Raw genomic sequence first — 19,898 nt, forward strand, 5'->3', positions numbered from 1 at the left:
CCGACTCCGCACCGCGCTGCCCGCCGCGCATGTCGTGTTCGGCGCCAGCATCGTCCTGCGCCCCAGGGCCGACAAGCGCGTAGTATCGTCGCGAGCCACAAATCTGCCGCGTGTCTGCTCATGCAACTGCGCCCCTCCCTGCTGCCCGCGCTCGGCGTGTTCGCCGCCGCGGCCCGCCACCAGAACTTCGCCCATGCCGCGGAGGAACTGCATCTCACCGCCAGTGCGGTCAGCCACCATGTGCGGCGCCTGGAAGCCCTGCTCGGCGCCACCCTGTTCCAGCGCCACGCGCGCGGGGTCAAGCTGACCGCCGAAGGCCGGCAGCTGGCCGATGCCGCCAGCGCGGCACTGGCCGACATCGCCGCGGTCGCCGGCAACCTGCATCCGCAGGCCGACACGGCACCGCTGCGCCTCACCACGCTGCGCTCGCTCTCGTACTGCTGGCTGCTGCCGCGCCTGCCGCGCTTCTGCCAGGCCTATCCGCACGTGCGCCTGGAGATCCAGACCGACTCCGCGTTCTCGCGCTTCGAAGAGGGCGGCCCGGAGCTCGGCATCCGCTACGGCCAGGGCGACTGGCCGGGACTGACCTCGCACCACCTGATGGACGACGAACTGTTCCCGGTGGCCTCGCCGGCCTTGCCGCAACTGGCGACGCTGCGCCGGCCCGAGCAGATCGCGCAGCTGCCGCTGCTCACCGACATGTCGCCGCAGGGCTGGCGCGACTGGTTCCGCGCCGCTGGCGTGCGCGGCGTGTCACTGCCGCCGATGCACACCTTCAACGACAGCACCGATGCGATGCGCGCGGCGGTGTACGGCGTCGGCGCGGTGCTGGCACGCAAGCACATCGCCCAGCCCTACCTGCAGCGCTACGAGCTGGTGCGCCTGCCCGGCCCGGCGCTGACCGCGCGCTATTCCTACTACATCGTGCATCCGACCCACCGCCTGCTCAGCCCGGCCGCCAGCCACTTCGTCGACTGGCTCAAGCGCGAGGCGCTGGACGAGCGCACGCCGATGCCGGCGCTGCCGGCCGAGCTGCTCGGGTTGCCGCCGAAAGCGGGTTAGCTCGCTTGGCCGCGCGCGTTCGCAGGCGCGGCATCGACCACGACCGATGCCGTGCGTGCGCAGCGAGTGCGCAGTGAGGTGGTGGCGCGACAGAAACCTTGAGTCTCATGGCGGGTCGCGTCGGGACTGAAGTCCCTCCCACAGAGAGCGGAAGCAACCAGGCGGAGAGGGATCGGCGTGCCACCACCGCGAAGCCAAACGCAGCAGAGAAAGGAACGCCTAGCCCCTCTCCGATCGGGAGCGGGAGATCAAGGTGACGTTCCAGCCGTCTCAGCGACCTGCAGCGCATGCCCGCCCGACTGCGCATGCGGCAGCGGCCGGATGCGCACGCGGTGCGCACAGACGTCCACATCTGGATACAGCATCGAACGTCCATTGCGAAAGGTGAAGCGAAGATCGTAGCGGCAGGCAGCGCCTGCGAGCGGGAAGGTCGCTGCGTCGCCACCGCCCAGCAACGGCGCGTGGAGTGCGACCTCACGGAACGCTCCACTGCCCGGCGCAGCGACCGCCAGCGACGTCAGCGCGTCATAGGCACGGTTGCTGAGTTCCAGATAGCGGACCGGTTCGGCGGCGGCCGCCGGTGCGATCGCGACGGACAGGGAAACGGTGAAGGCAAAGAGACGGATCGAGGGCATGACGGGATCTCCGATGGGAAGGATTCGCCAGCCACACGGGGTAGATTCCCCTGTACCGGCGTCCCATCAGGCCGCGTGATCGCGCGGCTGCAAATCGATTCGGGACGAATCGTCGCTCTCGCGCTCCCAATCGTAGTGCGCACGCACCAGCGCTTTCCACGGCGTGTCGCTGCGCCTAGGATGCGCCCGTCCCCCCATCGACCGCCTCTGGATGAACGTCCGACTCGGCACTACCGAAATCCGCCTGGGGCGCTATATCGCGCTGTGGACGCTGGTGGCCATGGTGTTCATGCTCCAGAACATCATCAACAACGGTGCGTCTGCCGGCAGGTGGCCTCTGGAGGTGCTCATCCGGTGGTCGCTGATCCAGTGGTACAGCTGGGCCCTGCTGGCGCCCACCGTCTTCCGGCTCGCCGAGCGCTTCCCTGTCCGCGGCGCCCAGCGCTTCCATGGACTCGGCGCGCAGGCGGTCGCCAGCCTGTGCGTGACGTTTGCCGCGATGGTCATCGGCGCACTGGTCTCCACCCTGTTCGAACCCAGCGGTTTCGCCGAACAACTGGGGTATTTCCTGGAGCAGCACTTCGCGATCGGGCTGCTGACCTACTGGACCTTGTTCGCGATCCAGCAAGCGTTGCACTTCCATGCCGAGAAGGCACGGCGCGAAGTGGAAGCCAGCCGCCTGGCCGCCGAGCTCGCGCAGTCGCGTCTGCAAGCGCTGAAGAGCCAGCTGCAACCGCATTTCCTGTTCAACACGCTGCATGCCATCGTCACCCTGCTGGACGAAGACACCCTCGCCGCCGAGGACATGCTGCTGCGGTTGAGCGAGCTGCTGCGCGCGTTCCTGGAAGACTACGACGGCCAGGAAATCACCCTGGAACGCGAACTGGCCCTGCTCGACCTGTATCTCGGCATCCAACGCAAGCGCTATGGCGACCGTCTGAGCACGAAACTCTATGTCGCGCCCGGCACCCTGCACTGCGCAGTGCCCAGCCTGCTGCTGCAACCGCTGGTGGAGAATGCGATCCGCCATGGCATCGGCCAGCGTGTCGGCAGCGACCGCATCGAGATCGAGAGCCGGCGCGAAGGCGAAACGCTGTCCATCGAAGTGCGCAACGGCAACAGCACGCTGGAGGACAACGGCAGTGCGGGCGGACACGGCATCGGCTTCTCCAATACCCGCCTGCGACTGAAGGAACTCTACGGCGACAAGGCCGACATCCGGCTCGACATGCTCTATCCGCAAGGCGTTTCCTGCCGCATCCGGCTGCCCTTCCGCGAACTGGACGCCGAGGAAGCCCCGGAGCACGTCGCCGTATGAGTATCACGACGCTGGTCATCGACGACGAGCCGATCGCGCGCCACGCCATCGTGCGGCTGTTGCGCACCGATCAGGACATCGAACTGCTGGGCGAATGCGGCGATGGCGCCTCCGCGGTGATCGCGATCCGCAGCCAGTCGCCGGACCTGGTGTTCCTGGACATCCAGATGCCGGCACTGACCGGCATGGACGTCGTCGCCACGATCGGTGCGGCCAAGATGCCGGCAACGATCTTCGTCACCGCCTACGAGCAGTACGCGGTGCGTGCATTCGAGGCCAATGCAGTGGACTACCTGGTCAAGCCCTTCAGCCGCGAACGCTTCGCCGAGACACTGCAGCGCGCGAAGCGGCGCCTGTCCGCCGGCAACGGCATCGGATCCTTCGCCGAGGCGCGCATTCTGCAGACCCTGGATGCGCTGCGCCAGCGCGACGATTATCTGCAACGGATTCCGGTGCGCGTCGACGAAGCAGTGGTGCTGGTCGCGGTCGAGGACATCGTCTGGATCAAGGCCAGTCGCAATACGGTGCTGATCCACCTGGCCGACCGCACCCATGAACTGCGCGAGACCATGGCCACGTTGTCCGCGCGGCTGGACCCGCGTCACTTCGCCCGCGTGCATCGATCGGCGATCGTCAACCTGCGTCGGGTCAGGGCGATCCATCCTTGGTTCAACGGCCACCACGTGGTCACGATGGAGACGGGGCAGCAACTGCGCATGAGCCGCTACCAGCATGAAGCCTTCCTGCGCCTGGTGACGACACGCAAGGAAAATTGACGAAACGCGGGCAACTCGCCAGTCACGTCTTTTGCGACAGCGACTCTCCTCATGGATGGAGAACGTCATGGGGGAAACCACGTCACCGCGTCGATTCGGCACTTGACATGGACCAGGCGACACGTCATTAATTAACTAATTCGTTAATTAGCTAAGCCCCGATGTCCATCGACCGCGTCTTCGAAGCCCTCGCCTCGCGCCCACGCCGCGAGATCCTGGCCTACCTGTCGGCCCAGGAACTTACCGCTGGGGAGATCGGGCAGCGTTTCGCGATGAGCGCGCCGGCGATCTCGCGGCACCTGTCGGTGCTGGAAGCGGCCGGGCTGGTGGCGAGCGAGCGCCGCGGCCAGTACGTGGTCTACCGTCTCACCCCCGACAACCTGGTCAATACCCTCAGCGGTTTCGCCTTCGAGATCTGCCCCAGCGCCGGCCCGCTCAAACGCGAGTCGCGCAGGCAGGCCAAGCGCATCGCCTGATCCTTCCGCCACGGCAACAGGAGTCGCCGATGACCGCCGCACCGCTCAGCGAACACGCCGCCGCACAAACCGGATTCCCCTCGGTGCGCCTGCCCTCCTACAGCGGCGGCTTGCCGGTGGAGGTCATCCTGATCGCCCAGCTCGGCGTGGGTGCCGGCGATCCGCTGATCGCCCAGGCCTGCCTGCGCCAGCGTGCGCATCCGCAGTTCCGCGATGCGCTGGACGAACCCTCGGCGCGCCTGGCCGGCACCGATTTCGGCAATGGCGAGTCCACTGCGCTGTATTCGTTCGCGGTCGGCAGCGGCGGCCATCCGTTCCATTGCCATGCCGGGCATCGCATGTTCACCGCGATCACCGGCAGCGGCGGTGCGCTGCTGCGTTTCAGCACCGCCTCGCCAGCGCAACTGGCGGAAGATCCGCAGCATTTCCTCGCCGCGCTGCGCCATATCGAACTGCCCGCCGACTGCCTGTTCAGCGTGCGCTTCGGCGGCGGCACCTGGCACCAGTTCGCGCCGCTGCGCGCGCAGTCCGGGCACCCGGCGTTCTTCGCGCTGTCCTGCCACAGCGACGAAGCCGGCGGCGCACTGGCCGAAGACGTGCGCGCGCAGGTCCTGGCCGGCACTGCCGACATCGCCACGTTGACCGAACTGCTGCCGGCCTCTGTCGCCGCGCTGCTGGCGTCGCCGCAGGGGCAGGCGCTGTCCGTGCCGACGGTACAGCTGTCGCTGGCCGCCTCGCCGGGCAGCCGGCGCCTGGCCTGGTGCGCCGGCCTGCGCGCCCTCAGCGGACGGCTGCGACAACGGCTGGGGACTTGGCGGCATCCGGCCGGTTTCGCGGCGCTGGCGCCACGCTTGCCACGCGCGCGGGTGACGCGACAGTTGATGCCCGGCTCGCTGCTCGAACGACAGCTACCCGCGCATCATCACCAGGACAGCGTGCGGCTGACCCTACCGGCGCAGGCGTTGCGCCCGCTGGGCGCGCACGCATTGATGGCGGCCTTGCTGGACGGCTTCCTGCAGCACCCGCCGCGTGCCGTGACCTGGCTGATGCACCTGCGCAACGTGCTGGTCGCGCCGCTGCGGCTGCGCACCTCGCCGCTGGGCTGCCCGGTGTCCTCGCTGCTGTCGCCACAGCGCGATCAGTTGTTCGCCGGCCGCTTTCCGGTGCTGGCGCAGGCCTCCACGGCGCAGGCGCGGCGCGTGCAGGTGCTGCTCGGTGCCGACGACCGCCACCTGGTGTTCCGCAGTTGCGTGGGCGTGACGCTGCGCGACGACGGCAGCGCCGAGCTGAGCCTGGAGACGCGGGTGGCCTGCCGCAACCGTTTCGGGCACCTGTACATGGCCCTGATCGCCGCCGCGCATCGCCGCTACATCGCCCCGACGCTGCTGCGCGCGGCCGCCGAGGCGCTGCTGCTGCCGGTGGCCGAACATGCCGGGCCGGACGTGGTCGTGCCAATTCACTGAGCGCGTCATCACCCCGCCTTAGCCGACGCCTGCCTAGCCTGCGCCTTCCCCCTGAGAGGAAGGCCCATGCCCCAGCTCCGCATCCGCATCACTGGCAGCGAGGACGACGCTCGCGCCATCATCAACCTGCTGTCGAGCCTGGATGGCATCGAACACGTCGAGGAAATCGACGATCTGATGCCGCACATGGACGACGACGATTCCAGTTCCGCCGGGCTGCCCGACGACCAGGGCCCCGGCACCCACGAAGTGGAAGTGGACGCCGGCAACGCCGCCACCGCACAGAAGGTGCGCGAGGCGGTGGAGGCGCTGGCGTTCGAGTTGGACGTGATCGTGGAGTTCGAACAGGACGAAGGCTGAGGCCCGCCGATGGGACGTTGCGCCACATGGCGCAGCGTCCCGGCGAACGGCTTGGGCTCCTTGCGCAGAAGGATCGTCACCGCGCCCGATGGTTCGGCGCATTGCGGCCATGCGCCGGGATTGAAGCATCTTCCCCACCGCTCGCACGCATACTGTCGATCTACTTGTAGGAGCGGCTTCAGCCGCAACCCGGGACAACGACCGGCCACACCGGTTCGATGCCACGCCACCACCGCGGTGGCATGCGTGTGGCAAGCGCCGCGATGCAGCACCTCGTCCGCGCATCACTTGCACAGGGTTCCCGCCCACCTCGGACGGGAACAGCGCATTTCTCCTAGTCTGCGCGGCGCCGACGCCGCCGCCAGGCGATCAGCCGCCACAGCGCGTAGCCGAGCAACACGAACGGCGCCAGGCCGACCACCGCGCGAATCGCCCAGGCGATCGATCCGGCGAAGATTTCGCCACTGTCGCGCAGCGCATCGCCGATGTCGCTGCGGCTACGTTCGGCGGTGGGCGCGGAGAACGTCAGCGTCACCCGCTGCGTATCCAGGCGCCGGCGCTGCTGCGCGGCTTCCTGGCTGGTGGCGAGCAACTGCGTCTCCACGGCGGCCAGTTTCTCCGACAGCGCGATCATGTCGGCCACGCTGAGATCGCGGCGTTGCTGGAACTCCTGCAGGCGCCGCTGCTCGGCCTGCAGACGCTGGCGCTGCGCGTCGTTGTCCTGCACCGCCTGCGCCAGATCCTCGGCATGGGTGGTGCGGCTTTCGATCTGGCCATCCTGGCCCGCCTGCGCGATCAACGGTTCCACCCCGGCGGGCGCGATCCGCACGCTGAGTTCGCCGCGCGGCTGCTCGCCGCCGTGCTGTTCGACCTGCAACACCGTGCAGGCCCCGAAGCGCGCCTGCAGGCAGCCCTCCTGGAGCTGCCTGAGTCGCGCGGGAATCTGCGCCGCTGGCAATGCCACATCGACCTCGTGCTCATAGGCCAGCGTCGCCATGGCGCGATGCTCTTCGCCAGGCGCGCCCGCGGCGAAGGACGCATCTGCCGCCTGCGCCGCGGCTTCGGCAGCACTGCTGGCCGCATCGGCGGCATAGGGCGGCGGCGCAGCGCTCTCGCCGCCGCGGCTGCAGGCAGCGACCAGCATCAGCGCCAGGCAAGCACCCCAGCGGCGCCAGCGCCGGCTCACAGGCAGCGAGCCGCGTCGGACGCCCGCAGTCTCGGCACGCCCTGCGCCGGCTGCGGCAGGCAGTGCAGCATCGACCGTGGCGACCGCGGAATCGCAAACGACACGGCCGCGATGGCGACGTCCCTTGTCCTGCATTGCAGTGCTCCTGGGTGGCGAAAGCGCCAGGGTAATCCAATGGCAGGGGCGCCGGCAGCCGTGGCGGGGCTACCCTGGTGGATCGACCCACTCCAGGAACCCCGATGCGCAAGCACCTGCTCGCCGCCGCCCTGCTCGCCGCCCTCGCCGGCTGCCAGAAACCCGCCGACGCGCCCGCCGCCAGCAACGCCGCCCCCGGCCAGGCCACGACCGCGCCCGATGCGGCCGCCGACGCCAGCTTCGCCGCGCTGTCCAAGCGCGCCGTCGACACCTGGATGCAGCTGTCCCCGGTCGGCGCCACCCAGACCGGCGATCACCGCTACGACAGCGAACTGGACGACCTCAGCGCCGCCGGCCGGCAGAAGAGCCTGGACGCGAGCAAGCAGTTGCTGGCCGAGCTGGACAAGCTCGACGTGGCCAAGCTCTCGCGCGAGAACCAGGTGGACGCGGCGATCCTGCGCAACCAGCTGCAGTCGGACATCTGGAACAATGAAGTGGCGCAGGGCTGGGCGACCGATCCGCAGGTCTACAACGGCCTGGCCGGCGGCGCGATCTACGGGCTGATGGCGCGCGAGTTCGCACCGCTGCCGGAACGGCTGAAGTCGGCCACCGCGCGCATGGAGAAGATCCCGGCGCTGTTCGCGCAGGCGCGCGCCAACCTCGACCCGGCCCGCGTGTCGGAGATCAGCGCCAAGACCGTGGCCAAACAGAACCGCGGCATCCTTAGCATCGTCGACAGCTTCATCGTCCCGCACGTCCAGGAACTGCCGCAGGCCGACGCGCAGCGCCTGCAGGCGGCGATCGAGGGCCTGAAGAAGGCCGTGGCCGAACAGCAGACCTGGCTGGACCAGACCCTGGTGCCCAACGCCAAGGGCGATTTCCGCCTGGGCGCGGAGAAGTACGACCAGAAGCTGAAGTTCGCGCTCAACTCCTCGCTGTCGCGCGCCGACATCAAGCAGCGCGCCGAGGCCGAGCTCACCCGCGTGCGCCAGGACATGTACGGCATCGCCCGCACCGTGCTCAAGGACAAACCCGGCGCACCGGCGCTGGTCGACGCGCCCAGCGACGCGCAGCAGCAACAGGCGATCGAGGCGGCGCTGGAGCTGGCCTATGCGCAGCACCCGGCGCGCGACAAGGTGGTCGAGGACGCCAAGGCGTCGCTGGCCGATGCCACCGACTTCGTGCGCAAGAAGGATCTGGTGACTTTGCCCGACGCGCCGGTGGACATCATCCTGATGCCCGAGTTCCAGCGCGGCGTGGCGGTGGCATATTGCGATTCGCCCGGTCCGCTCGACAAGAACCTGAAGACTTTCTACGCGGTGTCGCCGATTCCCGACGACTGGAACGCGCAACAGGCCGACTCGTTCCTGCGCGAATACAACAGCCGCATGATCCACCTGCTGAGCATCCACGAGGGCGTGCCCGGGCATTACGTGGAAGGCTGGCACTCGGCCAAGTTCCCGTCGACGCTGCGCGGCGTGCTGCGCTCGGGCGTGTTCGCCGAGGGCTGGGCGGTGTACACCGAGCGGATGATGCAGGAGCAGGGCTACCTGGACAACGATCCGCTGTTCCACCTGGTGCAGCTGAAGTTCTACCTGCGCAGCATCGCCAACGCGCTGCTCGACCAGGGCGTGCACGTGGACGGCTGGAGCAAGGAACAGGCGCTGCACCTGATGGTCCACGACACCTTCCAGCAGCAGAGCGAGGCCGAGGGCAAGTGGGTGCGCGCGCAGCTGACCTCGGCGCAACTGCCGACCTACTTCGTCGGCGTGCAGGAACACCTGGACCTGCGCAAGGCGATGCAGGACAAGCTGGGCGACAAGTTCAACCTCAAGGCCTACCACGACCAGGTGCTGTCCTACGGCGCCCCGCCGGTACGGTTCGTGCGCGAGCTGATGCTGGACGAGCCGATCAAGTAGTCGGGATTGGGGAGTCGGTATTTGGGATTGGTAACGTCCCGGTCGCCGAGGCACCTGGAGAAGAGCCCCCTCGGATGAGGGGGCTGCCGAAGCCGGCGAAACGCGGCGAAGCCGGGAGTGTGTGGCTGCAACTGTCGTGCGGGGCGCGCAGCGGCCATCGCGCTGCGATGCACCGCGACCGCGTGACCCCGACGCGTAACGGGCAGCGCGAAGGCACTTTGCCAGGCGCTGCCGTCAGCGGCGGCGCCTCCACGACTCACTCGCCGTAGACCTCGATTTCCGAATAGGCCAACCACGAGTACGGGTTGTTCGCCTCGATCTTCAGGTATTGGGCGGCGCTGCCGTTCAGGGCGATGTACACCGGCGCCACGTCCGACTGGTCGGGCTCGGCGTAGTACTGCGGATTGTCGAAGTACACCGGTCCCGGGCTGGAGCTCCCACCGAACACCGCGCCGTGACGTCCAGCGGAGACGGCGAAGTCGATCGGCTGCGGCGCGCCCGCGGTTTCGCTGGCGGCGGTGCGCACGGTGATGCGCACGCCGGTGACCTTACGCATCTGCCCCAGGTTCACGGTGACGCTGCCCCAGTTGGTGCGGGCGTTCCAGTACTCGGTGTCGCTGAAGAAACGGCCGTCGTACAGCGAGGCCAGGTTGTCCGAATTGGTCGGCGAGGTCGCGCCGACGATCGGCAGGCGCTTGATCAGGTTGAGCGACGACGGCGCCACGTACTGCACCTTGCGCAGCGGCAAGCCGGCCTCGCTGAAGCCGGTGTTGCTCAGGCCGGCCTTGATGTAGGCCTCGCGCTCGATCGGCCGGGTCTGGGTGTTGCCGTAGCGCGAGGCGATCGCGGCGACGATCGGCGCAGCGAACGAGGTGCCGGAGACCGCTTCGGTGGTGCCGTCGTAAATCAGGTTGGTGATCTCGTGCGCCGGAGCCCAGGCCTCGATGCACGGCCCGACAGTCGATCCCTTGGCGTAGCCGCCCCAACGATCGCTGTTCTGCGCGCCGCCGAAGCGCGAGCCGTCGCGCTGCAACCCGCCAACCACCACGATGCCGTCCATGTCGCGTGCGGATCCCTGCTGGGTCAGCGGATCGATGTAGCCGAACGCCACCTTGCACGCATCCTGCTCTTGCGGCGAGAGTCCGACGGTGTAGGCATTGCCCGCGGACTGGGTGATGAAGAAGCGATTGCTCGCGGCACGCATGCGGCGGCCCCAGCGATTGCTGGCGTTGAACGGGTTGTAGGTCCCGCCCGGACTCTGGTTGAACGACATGTTCAGCACGGCGAATTCGCCCGACGCTTCGGCATAGCGCACGGCTGCGTCCAGCGCGGTGGCTACCGTGCTCTCGTTAAGATCGGCCAAGCCGAACGCCTTGATCGGCTGCCCAGGATTGACGCCACGCACCAGCTGGCCGTTCTGCCTGGCGCCGATCAGGCCGGCCGTCGCGGTGCTGTGCAGGGGATTGGGCGAAAACGTCGAGAAATCCTGGCGATACACCACGTTGAGGTCGGACTGCGGCGGATTGTCCAGCACCGCATCGAGCAGATAGGCGGGATTGGACGTGGTCACCCCATCGTTGGTCTGCGTGTACGGCAACGCCCAGGACGTGATCTCTCCGCCGTTGACGATGTCGCCCGCGGCGGAGAAGGTGGCATGCGCCGCCTCGACTCCGCGCACCGAGACCACCCAGTCGGCCTTGAGCAGTTGCGCCGCGGTGCGCGCCGGCATCCAGGCATAGACGGTGCTGGAGACCGTGGACAGCACCCGCTCGATCTTCACCCCCGGCAGCTGCGCGATCTGGTCGGCATAGTGGACCATGCCGGTGCTGTTCTCGTGCGCGCGAATCGCCGGATCGAGGGTGCGGTAATCCGAGGGACGGGACTTGGCATACAGGCGCGTGGTCTCCTGCAGCACGAACGGATTGAGGTCGATCGCGTACAGGCGCCGCCCCTGCGTATCGGTGCGCGGCATGGTCGCTTCCTGCAGCATGCGCTTGGCCGGGAACTTGCCGCCACCGGCCAGTTGCGGCTGCGCGTGTGCGGAAGCGACGGCCAGGCTCGCCAGCAGCGCGGCCAGCAGCAGTTCGGTCGATGTCTTCTTCATGGACTCATCCTTTGACGGGGGGATGTCCCGCTCATCGGGACACCGGAACAGCGGTTCCAACCATCAAGGACGAGGCGAGCGTGCGCCTCCCCTACCGCGTGTGCGGCATCGTCTACTCAGGCAGACGCTGCACGCTGCGCATCACAGTCCGCGCGTTCGTCAGATCGCTGCGGCAGCGTCGGCAAGCCGATATGGCGTGGGCATCGATGTCGCGATGCAACGACGCGATCGTGTCCCCATGCAGGATGCAGGGCGTGGCCAGACCCACGGCGCGAGGCGCCGCACCCGCTCGTATGCGGGTGCGGCAATCCTGCGCATCACGCGACGTGATCTGCCGGCGTCTCGCTGCTCCACAGCAGCATCGCATCGCCATAGCTGAAGAAGCGGTAGCGCTGGGCGATGGCGTGGCGATAGGCGGCGAAGATGCGCTCGCGGCCGGCGAAGGCCGAGACCATCATCAGCAACGTGCTTTCCGGCAGATGGAAGTTGGTCACCATCGCATCGACGCTGCGGATGCGGTAGCCCGGCAGGATGAAGATCTGCGTCTCGCCGGCGAACGGATGCAGTTCGCCGTCCTTGGACGCGCTCTCCAGCGCGCGCACCACCGTGGTCCCCACGGCAATCACGCGGCCGCCGGCCGCGCGCGTGCGCCGCACCTGCTCGACCAGGCTGGCACCGACGTTGAGCCACTCGCGGTGCATCTGGTGCTGCTCCAGCGCGTCCACCCGCACCGGCTGGAAGGTGCCGGCGCCCACATGCAGGGTCACGTGCCCGACCTCGACGCCACGTGCCTGCAGCGCCTGCAGCAGCGGTGCGTCGAAATGCAGCCCGGCGGTCGGCGCGGCGACCGCACCGGCCTCGCGCGCAAACACGGTCTGGTAGCGCTCGCGGTCGTCCAGGCCCGGCTCGCGGCGGATGTACGGCGGCAACGGCAAGCGTCCTGCCTGTTGCAGCCAGTGCTCCAGCGCACCGTCCACATGGAACTGCAACTGGTAGAACTCGCCGTCGCGGCCCAGCACCTCGGCCTCGCCGCCGGCATCCAGGGCGATGCGTGCGCCGGCCTTGGGCGACTTGCTCACGCCCAGTTGCGCCCGCGCGCGCTGGCCGCCGAGCAGCCGCTCGATCAGGATCTCGACCCGCCCGCCGGTGCTCTTCTGCCCGAACAGCCGCGCCGGGATCACCCGCGTGTCGTTGAAGATCAACAGATCGCCGGCACGCAGCAATTCCGGCAGGTCGCGCACGTGCCGATCGGCGAAGGGCGTCGGTGCCGGCGGCACCAGCAGCAGCCGGCTGGCCGAGCGCTCGGCCAGCGGTTCCTGCGCGATCAGGTCTTCGGGCAGGTCGTAGTGGAAATCGGACTTTTTCAAGGCGCCGGGGGAGATCGGGAATGGGGCCGGCCATTGTAGCGGCGCCGGGATTGGGGATTCGGGAGTGGGGATTGGCAAAGCGCGGGGGAACCCGCTCCTGCTTTTGCGAATCCCCAATCCCGAATCCCCAATCCCGGCGCGTCAGCGCTCAAACTTGGTGGACAGAATGATCGACGAGGTCGTGCGCTCCACCCCGTCCAGCGCGCCGATGCGGTCGGTCAGTTCGTCCATGTCGTTGACGCCCGGCACCACGCCGAGCGCGATCAGGTCGAAGGAGCCGCTGACCGAATGCAGCACGCGCACCGCGTCGATCTCGCGTAGCGCCTTGACCACCGAGGTCATCTTCTTCGGCAGCACGGTGATCAGGATATGGGCGCGGATGTGCCCCTGCTCGTAGTCGTCGCGGGTGCGCACGGTGTAGCCGCAGATCACGCCCTCGCGCTCCAGCCGCTCGATCCGGCTCTGCACGGTGGTGCGCGACAGGCCCAGGCGACGGGCGATCTGGGCGGTGGAGGCGCGCGCGTCCTCGCGCAGCAGCGACAGCAGGGCATCGTCGGATGCGGTGATCTTCATGACCATGGATTTTCGTCGAATCGACGAAATTGCGTCAATTCCTGCACGGATTCACGCTGCCATTCGACGATCCTGTCCCGATAATAGACAGGATCGTCACCAGACAGCCCGCCTTCAGGAGATCTCCATGACCGTACTCGGCCCCCTCGCCCCGCTCCGTGCCCATGCCGGCGACCGCCTGACTCACGGCCTGGACGACACCAGCATCGAGCGCCTGGCGACGTCGCACCCTCAACTGCAGGCGGCGATCGAGGCGGCGGGTACGGACCATGCGCGCATCGCCGCGGAGTTCGGCGACCTGCTCGACCTCGATGAAGCCGAGCAGATCCGCCGCCTGCAAGCCGGCTTCGTCAATTTCTACGCCGACGACGCGGTGACCCCGTACGTGGCGCTGAGCGCGCGCGGCCCGTGGGTGGTGACCCTGAAGGGCGCCGTGCTGTACGACGCCGGCGGCTACGGCATGCTCGGCTTCGGCCACACCCCGGAAGCGGTGTTGGAGGCGATGGCGCGGCCGCAGGTGATGGCTAACGTGATGACGCCCAACCTGTCGCAGCTGCGCTTCGAGCGCGCGCTGCGCGCGGAGATCGGCCACTGCCGCGGCGGCTTCCCGTACGCGCGCTTCATGTGCCTCAACTCCGGTTCCGAATCGGTGGGCCTGGCCGCGCGCATCGTCGACATCAACGCCAAGCTGCAGACCGATCCGGGCGCGCGCCACGCCGGCGCCAAGATCAAGCGCCTGGTGGTCAAGGGCAGCTTCCACGGCCGCACCGACCGGCCGGGCATGTATTCCGACTCCAGCCGCAAGACCTATCTGCAGCACCTGGCCAGCTACCGCGGCGACGATACGCTGATCGCGATCGCGCCCTACGACGTGGAGGCGCTGCGCCGCGCCTTCGCCGAGGCCGAGCAGCACGGCTGCTTCATCGAGGCGGTGTTCCTGGAGCCGGTGATGGGCGAAGGCGACCCCGGCCGCGCGCTTCCGCCGGCGTTCTACGCCGCCGCGCGCGAACTGACCCGCAGCCACGGCAGCCTGCTGCTGGTCGACTCGATCCAGGCCGGCCTGCGCGCGCACGGCGTGCTGTCGGTGGTGGACTATCCCGGCTTCGAGCAGCTCGACCCGCCGGACCTGGAAACCTATTCGAAGGCGCTCAACGCCGCGCAGTACCCGCTGTCGGTGCTGGCGGTGACCGAGCATGCGGCGCAGGTGTATCGCAAGGGCACCTACGGCAACACCATGACCAGCAACCCGCGCGCGCTGGACGTGGCCACCGCGACCCTGGCGCAGCTGACCCCGCAGGTGCGCGCCAACATCCGCGAACGCGGCGTCGAGGCGGTGCAGAAGCTGGAAAAGCTCAAGGCCGAGCTTGGCGGCGCCATCACCCAGGTGCAGGGCACCGGCCTGCTGTTCTCCTGCGCACTGGCCCCGCAATACAAGTGCTATGGCGCCGGTTCCACCGAAGAGTGGCTGCGCCAGCACGGCGTCAACGTGATCCACGGCGGCGAGAACTCGCTGCGCTTCACCCCGCACTTCGCGATGGACAGCGACGAACTGGACCTACTGGTCGGACTGATCGGCCGCGCCCTGCGCGAAGGCCCGCGCCTGGCCCAGGCTGCGGCGGCCTGAGTCGGCTCAACGCTGCAAGCATCGCGACACCATGGGGACGGGCGATTCGCTCGTCCCCGACCACGAGCGCATGCGCGATCGCCATGCGCTCGTTTGCTGCTTTCGCCAGCCACGACAATCGCAAGACATTCGCGAATCGAATCGGATCGTTAGCCAGCCTTCGCCTACGCCGAATCACCTATACTGATTCGAATTCAGCAATGGTCCAGCGAATGCGCATTCTTCTCCTGCTATCCATGGGCCTGTTATCTGCGGCCGCTCATCCGGTGGCGTATGCCGCTACTTTCTCCGACGGCGAACTGTTGTTCGACCAGCCTGGATGGGACTACTCCCCAAGCTCGCTCATCGATCTGGATGGAAAAGAAAAAGTCTGGTGGTGCGGCCACCTGAATGGTCACGACGTCGTCAAATACCGCGAGCGTACGGCAACGGGCAGTTGGAGCGCTCCAGTAATTGTCCTTCAAGCGAATCAGTTCCTGCGCGGCGCACGCCCGCTCACCTGGGAGGGCGTCCACACCTGCGACCCCACGGTGACCCGAGGACACTGGAATTACCAGGGCCAAGACTATGGCTACGTGATGTACTACACCACCGAGCGACCTGGCAGTAACGGCATCGACAATCGCATCGCCGTCGCTTTTTCGAACGATGGAATCAATTGGAAAAAGCACGACGCGCCCGTGATCCATGACGGCGACCCCGGCACCTATGGCACAGGACAATCCGTCGCCTGGAGCGCGGACGGCGCATCCGGCATCAGAACCGTCTACACCTATGTAGATGGCAACGGCGACATCAGCTATTTCTACCGAGAGTCGCCGGATGCAATCAATTTCGGCGAAAAGCGAAAGCTCAGCCAGAACGGCCTCACCTTGAACGGGCAAAGCGGCATATCGCATGCCAAGCCCGCGATCGGTTTTGCGCCAGGAACCTACAACGGACACTATTTTTATTACATGGCAAGCGTCTGCGAGGCCCACCTGGATTCCAGCTATGGCCCTGCCTATCCCGAGTGGGGTACGGCGAAGGGCGTCTGCGTTTATCGCGCGGAAGGAGAGGATGCGTTCACCGGCACCTGGACCAAGGTTTTGGACAGCGCGCACATAAAACCGGTGGAAGTCGAGCCTGGCTTTCTGACCAATATTTACGGCAGCTTGGACGGGATCCTACCCACGATTTCAATTCGCTATGGGTGCAGTGGATCCGGCGATCCGAACACCTGGGAGATCTGCTGGTCGGAGGGGAAACTCGATTAGCACTCGCTTGTTGAGACCACACTTGGGTCGCCGTGAGCGACCCGATGTCGCATCCCAAGACCGCGTTATGCCTGCATCCTCCGGCAAACCCGCGTCGCCAGCGCAAGTTTTATTCCGACACGCCTGCGTGCTATGACGCCGGCGGTGTCGCCGTCCGTCCCCGCGACGAAGCACCATCCTGCGGCGTTGGTGCCTGGCCCCGCCTCCGCCGTCGAGCGTAGACCGCACGTGGCCGTGGACACAGTGCCTGGCCTAGCCCCTAGCGTGCCGCGCGTCCTTCCACCGCACTAACCCAACCCAGCACCAATCGAACCGACCGGGCGCGGGCAGCTTTTCAAGCACCGAACGCTATGCGGCAGCGACGTCGCAGACACGAAAAACGACAAAGATATTGCAAACAATTCGCATTTGCATGGAAAATGGACGTACTGCCCGCAGCGCATCAGCGGCAGACACCTTTTCGCAGCCGCCCGACCTGGTGCCGCGTCCAGTCCCACTGGGGGACGGCCGGCGTCCGCCGTCGGTCGCCGCCCATTCCTGCAAACCGAACCGCCCATGACCTCTCCGATCAAACGCCGCAAACACACCGTGACCCGTCAGGCCGCGGCACCGACCCTCACCACCGCCGTCCTGCTCGGCGGGCTGAGCCTGCTCTCCCCCGCGCATGCAGAGACCGCCGACCAGCCCACCACCCTGGACAAGGTCGACGTGCAGGCCCAGCGCGCCAAGCGCTACCTGGTGGAGGTGCCGGATTCGCCGAAGTTCACCCAGCCGCTGATCGACACCCCGCAGACCCTCAACATCATCGGCAAGGACCTGTTCAACGAACAGGGCGCCACCACCCTCACCGAAGCGCTGCGCAACAGCCCGGGCGTGGGCACGTTCTATGTCGGCGAGAACGGCAACACCACCACCGGCGATGCGGTTTACATGCGGGGGTTCGACAGCTCCAGCAGCATCTTCGTCGACGGGTTGCGCGACCTCGGCTCGATCTCGCGCGACGTTTTCAACATCGAGCAGATCGAAGTCGAGAAGGGCCCGGCCGGCACCGACAACGGTCGCAGCGCGCCGACCGGCGCGATCAACCTGGTGAGCAAGCAGGCGCACCTGGACAACGCCAGCAGCGCCACGCTGTCCGGCGGCGACCATGGCCAGCGCCGCGCGACCGCGGACTGGAACCAGGCCCTGGGCGCCAGCAGCGCGCTGCGCTTGAACGTGATGGGCCAGGACAGCGACGCCATCGGCCGCGACCATGTCGCCAACAAGCGCTGGGGCCTGGCCTCGTCGCTGGCGTTCGGCCTGGGCACCGACACCCGCTACCTGTTCGACCTGCTGTACGTGAAGCAGGACAACGTGCCCGACGGCGGCGTGCCGACCATCGGCCTGCCCGGCTACAGCTCGCCCGATCCCGCACGGCCGTGGCTCGGCGGCGCCGCGCGCGTGGACAGCAGCAACTTCTACGGCACCCGCGACGACCACGACGACGTGACCGCGAAGATGGCGACCTTTCGCATCGAGCACGACGTGTCCGACACGATCAAACTGACCAATACCGCGCGCTGGGGCCGCAACGACCAGGACTACCTGCTGTTCGCGTTCATGCCCAATGCCGCCAACCTGCGCACGCCGAATCCGACCGATCCGTCGACCTGGACGGTGCTGCGCAGCCTGCCGACCTTCAAGGACCAGGAGTACACCACCCTCGCCGACCAATTGAACCTGCGCGTGGACTTCGCCACCGGCGCGGTGCAGCACAACCTCAGCACCGGCGTGGAAACCTCGCGCGAGGAACTGCGCAGCTGGGGCCACAACATCGTCGACCGTGCCGCCTGGCTGGCGGCCAATCCGGCCAACCTGTATGCGCCGGATTGGAACACCACGCCGCTGCGCACCGCGCGCAACGGCGCGCGCAGCCATGGCACCACCACCACCTACTCGGCCTATGCCTTCGACACGCTGAAGTTCGGCGACAGCTTCCTGGTCACCGCCGGGGTGCGCGCGGACCGCTACAAGACCGCCTTCGATAGCCTGGTGTGCAACTCCGCCACCTCCACCGCCGCGCCCTGCACCACCGTGGTCGGCCTGGACACCGACATCGCCGACACGCTGTTCAGCTGGAAACTCGGCGCGGTCTACAAGGCCAACGAGGACGTGAGCGTGTACGCCAACTTCGCCACCTCGCAGCAGCCGCCCGGCGGCAGCACGCTGGAACTGAGCGCCTCGGCCAACAACGCCAACAACCCGCGCTTCGATCCGCAGAAGGCCAAGACCGCCGAGGTGGGCACGAAGTGGAACTTCCTCGACGATGCGCTGTTCGCGACGCTGGCGCTGTTCCGCACCGACGTGAACAACGAGATCGTGCAGGGCAGCGACGGGCTGTACTACCAGAGCGGCGCCAAGCGCGTGCAGGGCATCGAACTGTCGGCGGTCGGCAAGCTGAGCGAGCGCTGGTCTGTGTCCAGCGGCTACACCAAGCTGGATGCGCGGGTGCGCCAGGGCACGACGGTCTCGCAGGACGGCAGCCAGGACCTGGCCTACACGCCGGACAGCGCGTTCACCGCCTGGAGCACCTACACCCTGCCGTTCGGACTGACCATCGGCGGCGGCGTGCGCTATTCGGGCCAGATGCAGCGCGGCCGCGACAGCGCGATCGGCACGCCGGCGTTCGTGAAGTCTTACACGGTGTGGGATGCGGTGCTGAGCTACCCGGTCAACGATCACCTGGCGCTGCGCCTGAACGCCTACAACCTGTTCGACAAGGACTACGTCGCGGCGATCAACAAGAGCGGCTTCCGCTACACGCCCGGCGCGCCGCGCTCGGTGCTGCTGACCGCGGAGTTGCGGTTCTGAGCGACCGCACCTGCCAACGCGCGGTGGACGTCCTATCCTGGGCGTCCACCGCCGGAGCGCCCCATGCTGCTGCATATCCCCGACATCCTCACCGCCGATGAGGTCGCGCGCTTCCGCCAGGCACTGGAGTCCGCCGACTGGGTGGACGGCCGCGAGACCGTCGGCGCGCAGGGCGCGCAGGTCAAGCGCAACCTGCAACTGGCCGACGCATCGCCACTGAAGCAGGAACTCGGCCAGGCGGTGCTGAGCGCGCTGGCGCGCAGCCCCCTGTACTTCGCTGCGGCGCTGCCGCTGCGCACCATCCCGCCGCGCTTCAACCGCTATACCGGCGGAGGCAGCTATGGCCTGCACGTCGACGGCGCGGTGATGACCCAAGCCGCCAGCGCCGCACAGCCGGCGCTGACCGTGCGCAGCGATCTGTCCTGCACCCTGTTCCTGAGTGCGCCGGAGGACTACGACGGCGGCGAACTGCTGATCCACGACACCTACGGCGAGCACGAGGTCAAGCTGCCCGCGGGCGACCTGATCCTGTATCCGTCCAGCAGCCTGCATCGGGTGGCGCCGGTGAGCCGCGGCGCGCGGCTGGCCTCGTTCTTCTGGGTGCAGAGCCTGGTGCGCGACGCCGGCCGGCGGCAGACGCTGCTCGACCTGGACACCGCGATTCAGGCGCTGACCGCCAGCGGCGCGGATGCGGCGGCACTGCTGCGCCTGACCAACGTCTACCACAACCTGCTGCGCGACTGGTCGGAGACATGAGCGCGCGCGGCGACCGGAACATCGAACGCAGCGTCGGC

General features: G+C 67.7%; 16 protein-coding genes. 11 read left to right on the top strand and 5 right to left on the bottom strand.

Annotated features, from left to right (window positions below):
• Positions 1 to 120 precede the first annotated feature (120 nt).
• Positions 121 to 1,062, top strand: a complete 942-nt coding sequence (locus GGR71_RS01740; protein ID WP_160963471.1) for a LysR substrate-binding domain-containing protein — start codon at positions 121 to 123, stop codon at positions 1,060 to 1,062.
• Positions 1,063 to 1,310: 248 nt separating this feature from the next.
• On the opposite strand, the gene GGR71_RS01745 is transcribed toward GGR71_RS01740, so the two are convergent.
• On the bottom strand, positions 1,311 to 1,697 hold the full coding sequence (locus GGR71_RS01745) for a hypothetical protein (protein WP_160963473.1): 387 nt from the start codon (positions 1,695 to 1,697) through the stop codon (positions 1,311 to 1,313).
• A gap of 211 nt (positions 1,698 to 1,908) precedes the next feature.
• On the opposite strand from GGR71_RS01745, the gene GGR71_RS01750 reads away from it, so the two are divergent.
• From GGR71_RS01750 to GGR71_RS01770, 5 genes are all read left to right on the top strand, one after another.
• Positions 1,909 to 3,015: a sensor histidine kinase gene (locus GGR71_RS01750; protein WP_160963475.1), complete on the top strand. Its 1,107-nt coding sequence runs from the start codon at positions 1,909 to 1,911 to the stop codon at positions 3,013 to 3,015.
• A complete protein-coding gene (locus GGR71_RS01755) occupies positions 3,012 to 3,791 on the top strand; it encodes a LytR/AlgR family response regulator transcription factor (protein WP_160963477.1) in 780 nt (259 codons plus the stop codon). Before GGR71_RS01750 ends, GGR71_RS01755 begins: the two co-directional genes overlap by 4 nt.
• Positions 3,792 to 3,952: 161 nt before the next feature.
• On the top strand, positions 3,953 to 4,267 hold the full coding sequence (locus GGR71_RS01760; protein ID WP_160963479.1) for a metalloregulator ArsR/SmtB family transcription factor: 315 nt from the start codon (positions 3,953 to 3,955) through the stop codon (positions 4,265 to 4,267).
• A 29-nt stretch (positions 4,268 to 4,296) separates the two neighbouring features.
• Entirely contained in the window at positions 4,297 to 5,730 is a 1,434-nt protein-coding gene (locus tag GGR71_RS01765; RefSeq protein WP_160963481.1) for a DUF2867 domain-containing protein, read from the top strand.
• A 66-nt stretch (positions 5,731 to 5,796) separates the two neighbouring features.
• Positions 5,797 to 6,090 carry a hypothetical protein gene (locus tag GGR71_RS01770; protein ID WP_048492159.1) on the top strand — a complete coding sequence of 98 codons (294 nt, stop codon included), beginning with the start codon at positions 5,797 to 5,799 and terminating at the stop codon, positions 6,088 to 6,090.
• 334 nt (positions 6,091 to 6,424) lie between these two features.
• Here GGR71_RS01770 and GGR71_RS01775 read toward each other — a convergent pair whose 3' ends face one another.
• Positions 6,425 to 7,276, bottom strand: coding sequence for a DUF4349 domain-containing protein (locus GGR71_RS01775; RefSeq protein ID WP_456362567.1), 852 nt, complete (start codon positions 7,274 to 7,276; stop codon positions 6,425 to 6,427).
• Between the two features lie 239 nt (positions 7,277 to 7,515).
• Here GGR71_RS01775 and GGR71_RS01780 point away from each other — a divergent pair, with 239 nt between their 5' ends.
• Entirely contained in the window at positions 7,516 to 9,330 is a 1,815-nt protein-coding gene (locus GGR71_RS01780) for a DUF885 domain-containing protein (RefSeq protein ID WP_160963483.1), read from the top strand.
• Between the two features lie 256 nt (positions 9,331 to 9,586).
• Here the strand turns inward: GGR71_RS01780 and GGR71_RS01785 are convergent, their stop codons facing one another.
• From GGR71_RS01785 to GGR71_RS01795, 3 genes are all read right to left on the bottom strand, one after another.
• Positions 9,587 to 11,434, bottom strand: coding sequence for a S8/S53 family peptidase (locus GGR71_RS01785; protein ID WP_160963485.1), 1,848 nt, complete (start codon positions 11,432 to 11,434; stop codon positions 9,587 to 9,589).
• 317 nt (positions 11,435 to 11,751) lie between these two features.
• Positions 11,752 to 12,801, bottom strand: coding sequence for a tRNA preQ1(34) S-adenosylmethionine ribosyltransferase-isomerase QueA (queA, locus tag GGR71_RS01790; RefSeq protein WP_160963487.1), 1,050 nt, complete (start codon positions 12,799 to 12,801; stop codon positions 11,752 to 11,754).
• A 141-nt stretch (positions 12,802 to 12,942) separates the two neighbouring features.
• Positions 12,943 to 13,374 (bottom strand): Lrp/AsnC family transcriptional regulator, encoded by a 432-nt coding sequence (locus tag GGR71_RS01795; RefSeq protein ID WP_010344072.1) that lies wholly within the window; start codon positions 13,372 to 13,374, stop codon positions 12,943 to 12,945.
• Between the two features lie 127 nt (positions 13,375 to 13,501).
• Between GGR71_RS01795 and GGR71_RS01800 the strand changes: the two genes are divergently transcribed.
• The 4 genes from GGR71_RS01800 (at position 13,502) to GGR71_RS01815 (ending at position 19,860) form a co-directional block, all read left to right on the top strand.
• A complete protein-coding gene (locus GGR71_RS01800) occupies positions 13,502 to 14,998 on the top strand; it encodes an aminotransferase class III-fold pyridoxal phosphate-dependent enzyme (protein ID WP_160963489.1) in 1,497 nt (498 codons plus the stop codon).
• Between the two features lie 212 nt (positions 14,999 to 15,210).
• Positions 15,211 to 16,254 carry a hypothetical protein gene (locus GGR71_RS20935; protein ID WP_237474618.1) on the top strand — a complete coding sequence of 348 codons (1,044 nt, stop codon included), beginning with the start codon at positions 15,211 to 15,213 and terminating at the stop codon, positions 16,252 to 16,254.
• A 555-nt stretch (positions 16,255 to 16,809) separates the two neighbouring features.
• Entirely contained in the window at positions 16,810 to 19,104 is a 2,295-nt protein-coding gene (locus GGR71_RS01810) for a catecholate siderophore receptor Fiu (protein WP_160963491.1), read from the top strand.
• A 63-nt stretch (positions 19,105 to 19,167) separates the two neighbouring features.
• Positions 19,168 to 19,860, top strand: coding sequence for a Fe2+-dependent dioxygenase (locus GGR71_RS01815; RefSeq protein ID WP_160963493.1), 693 nt, complete (start codon positions 19,168 to 19,170; stop codon positions 19,858 to 19,860).
• The last annotated feature ends 38 nt before the right edge of the window (positions 19,861 to 19,898 follow it).

It is taken from the genome of Xanthomonas sp. F1 (assembly GCF_014199855.1).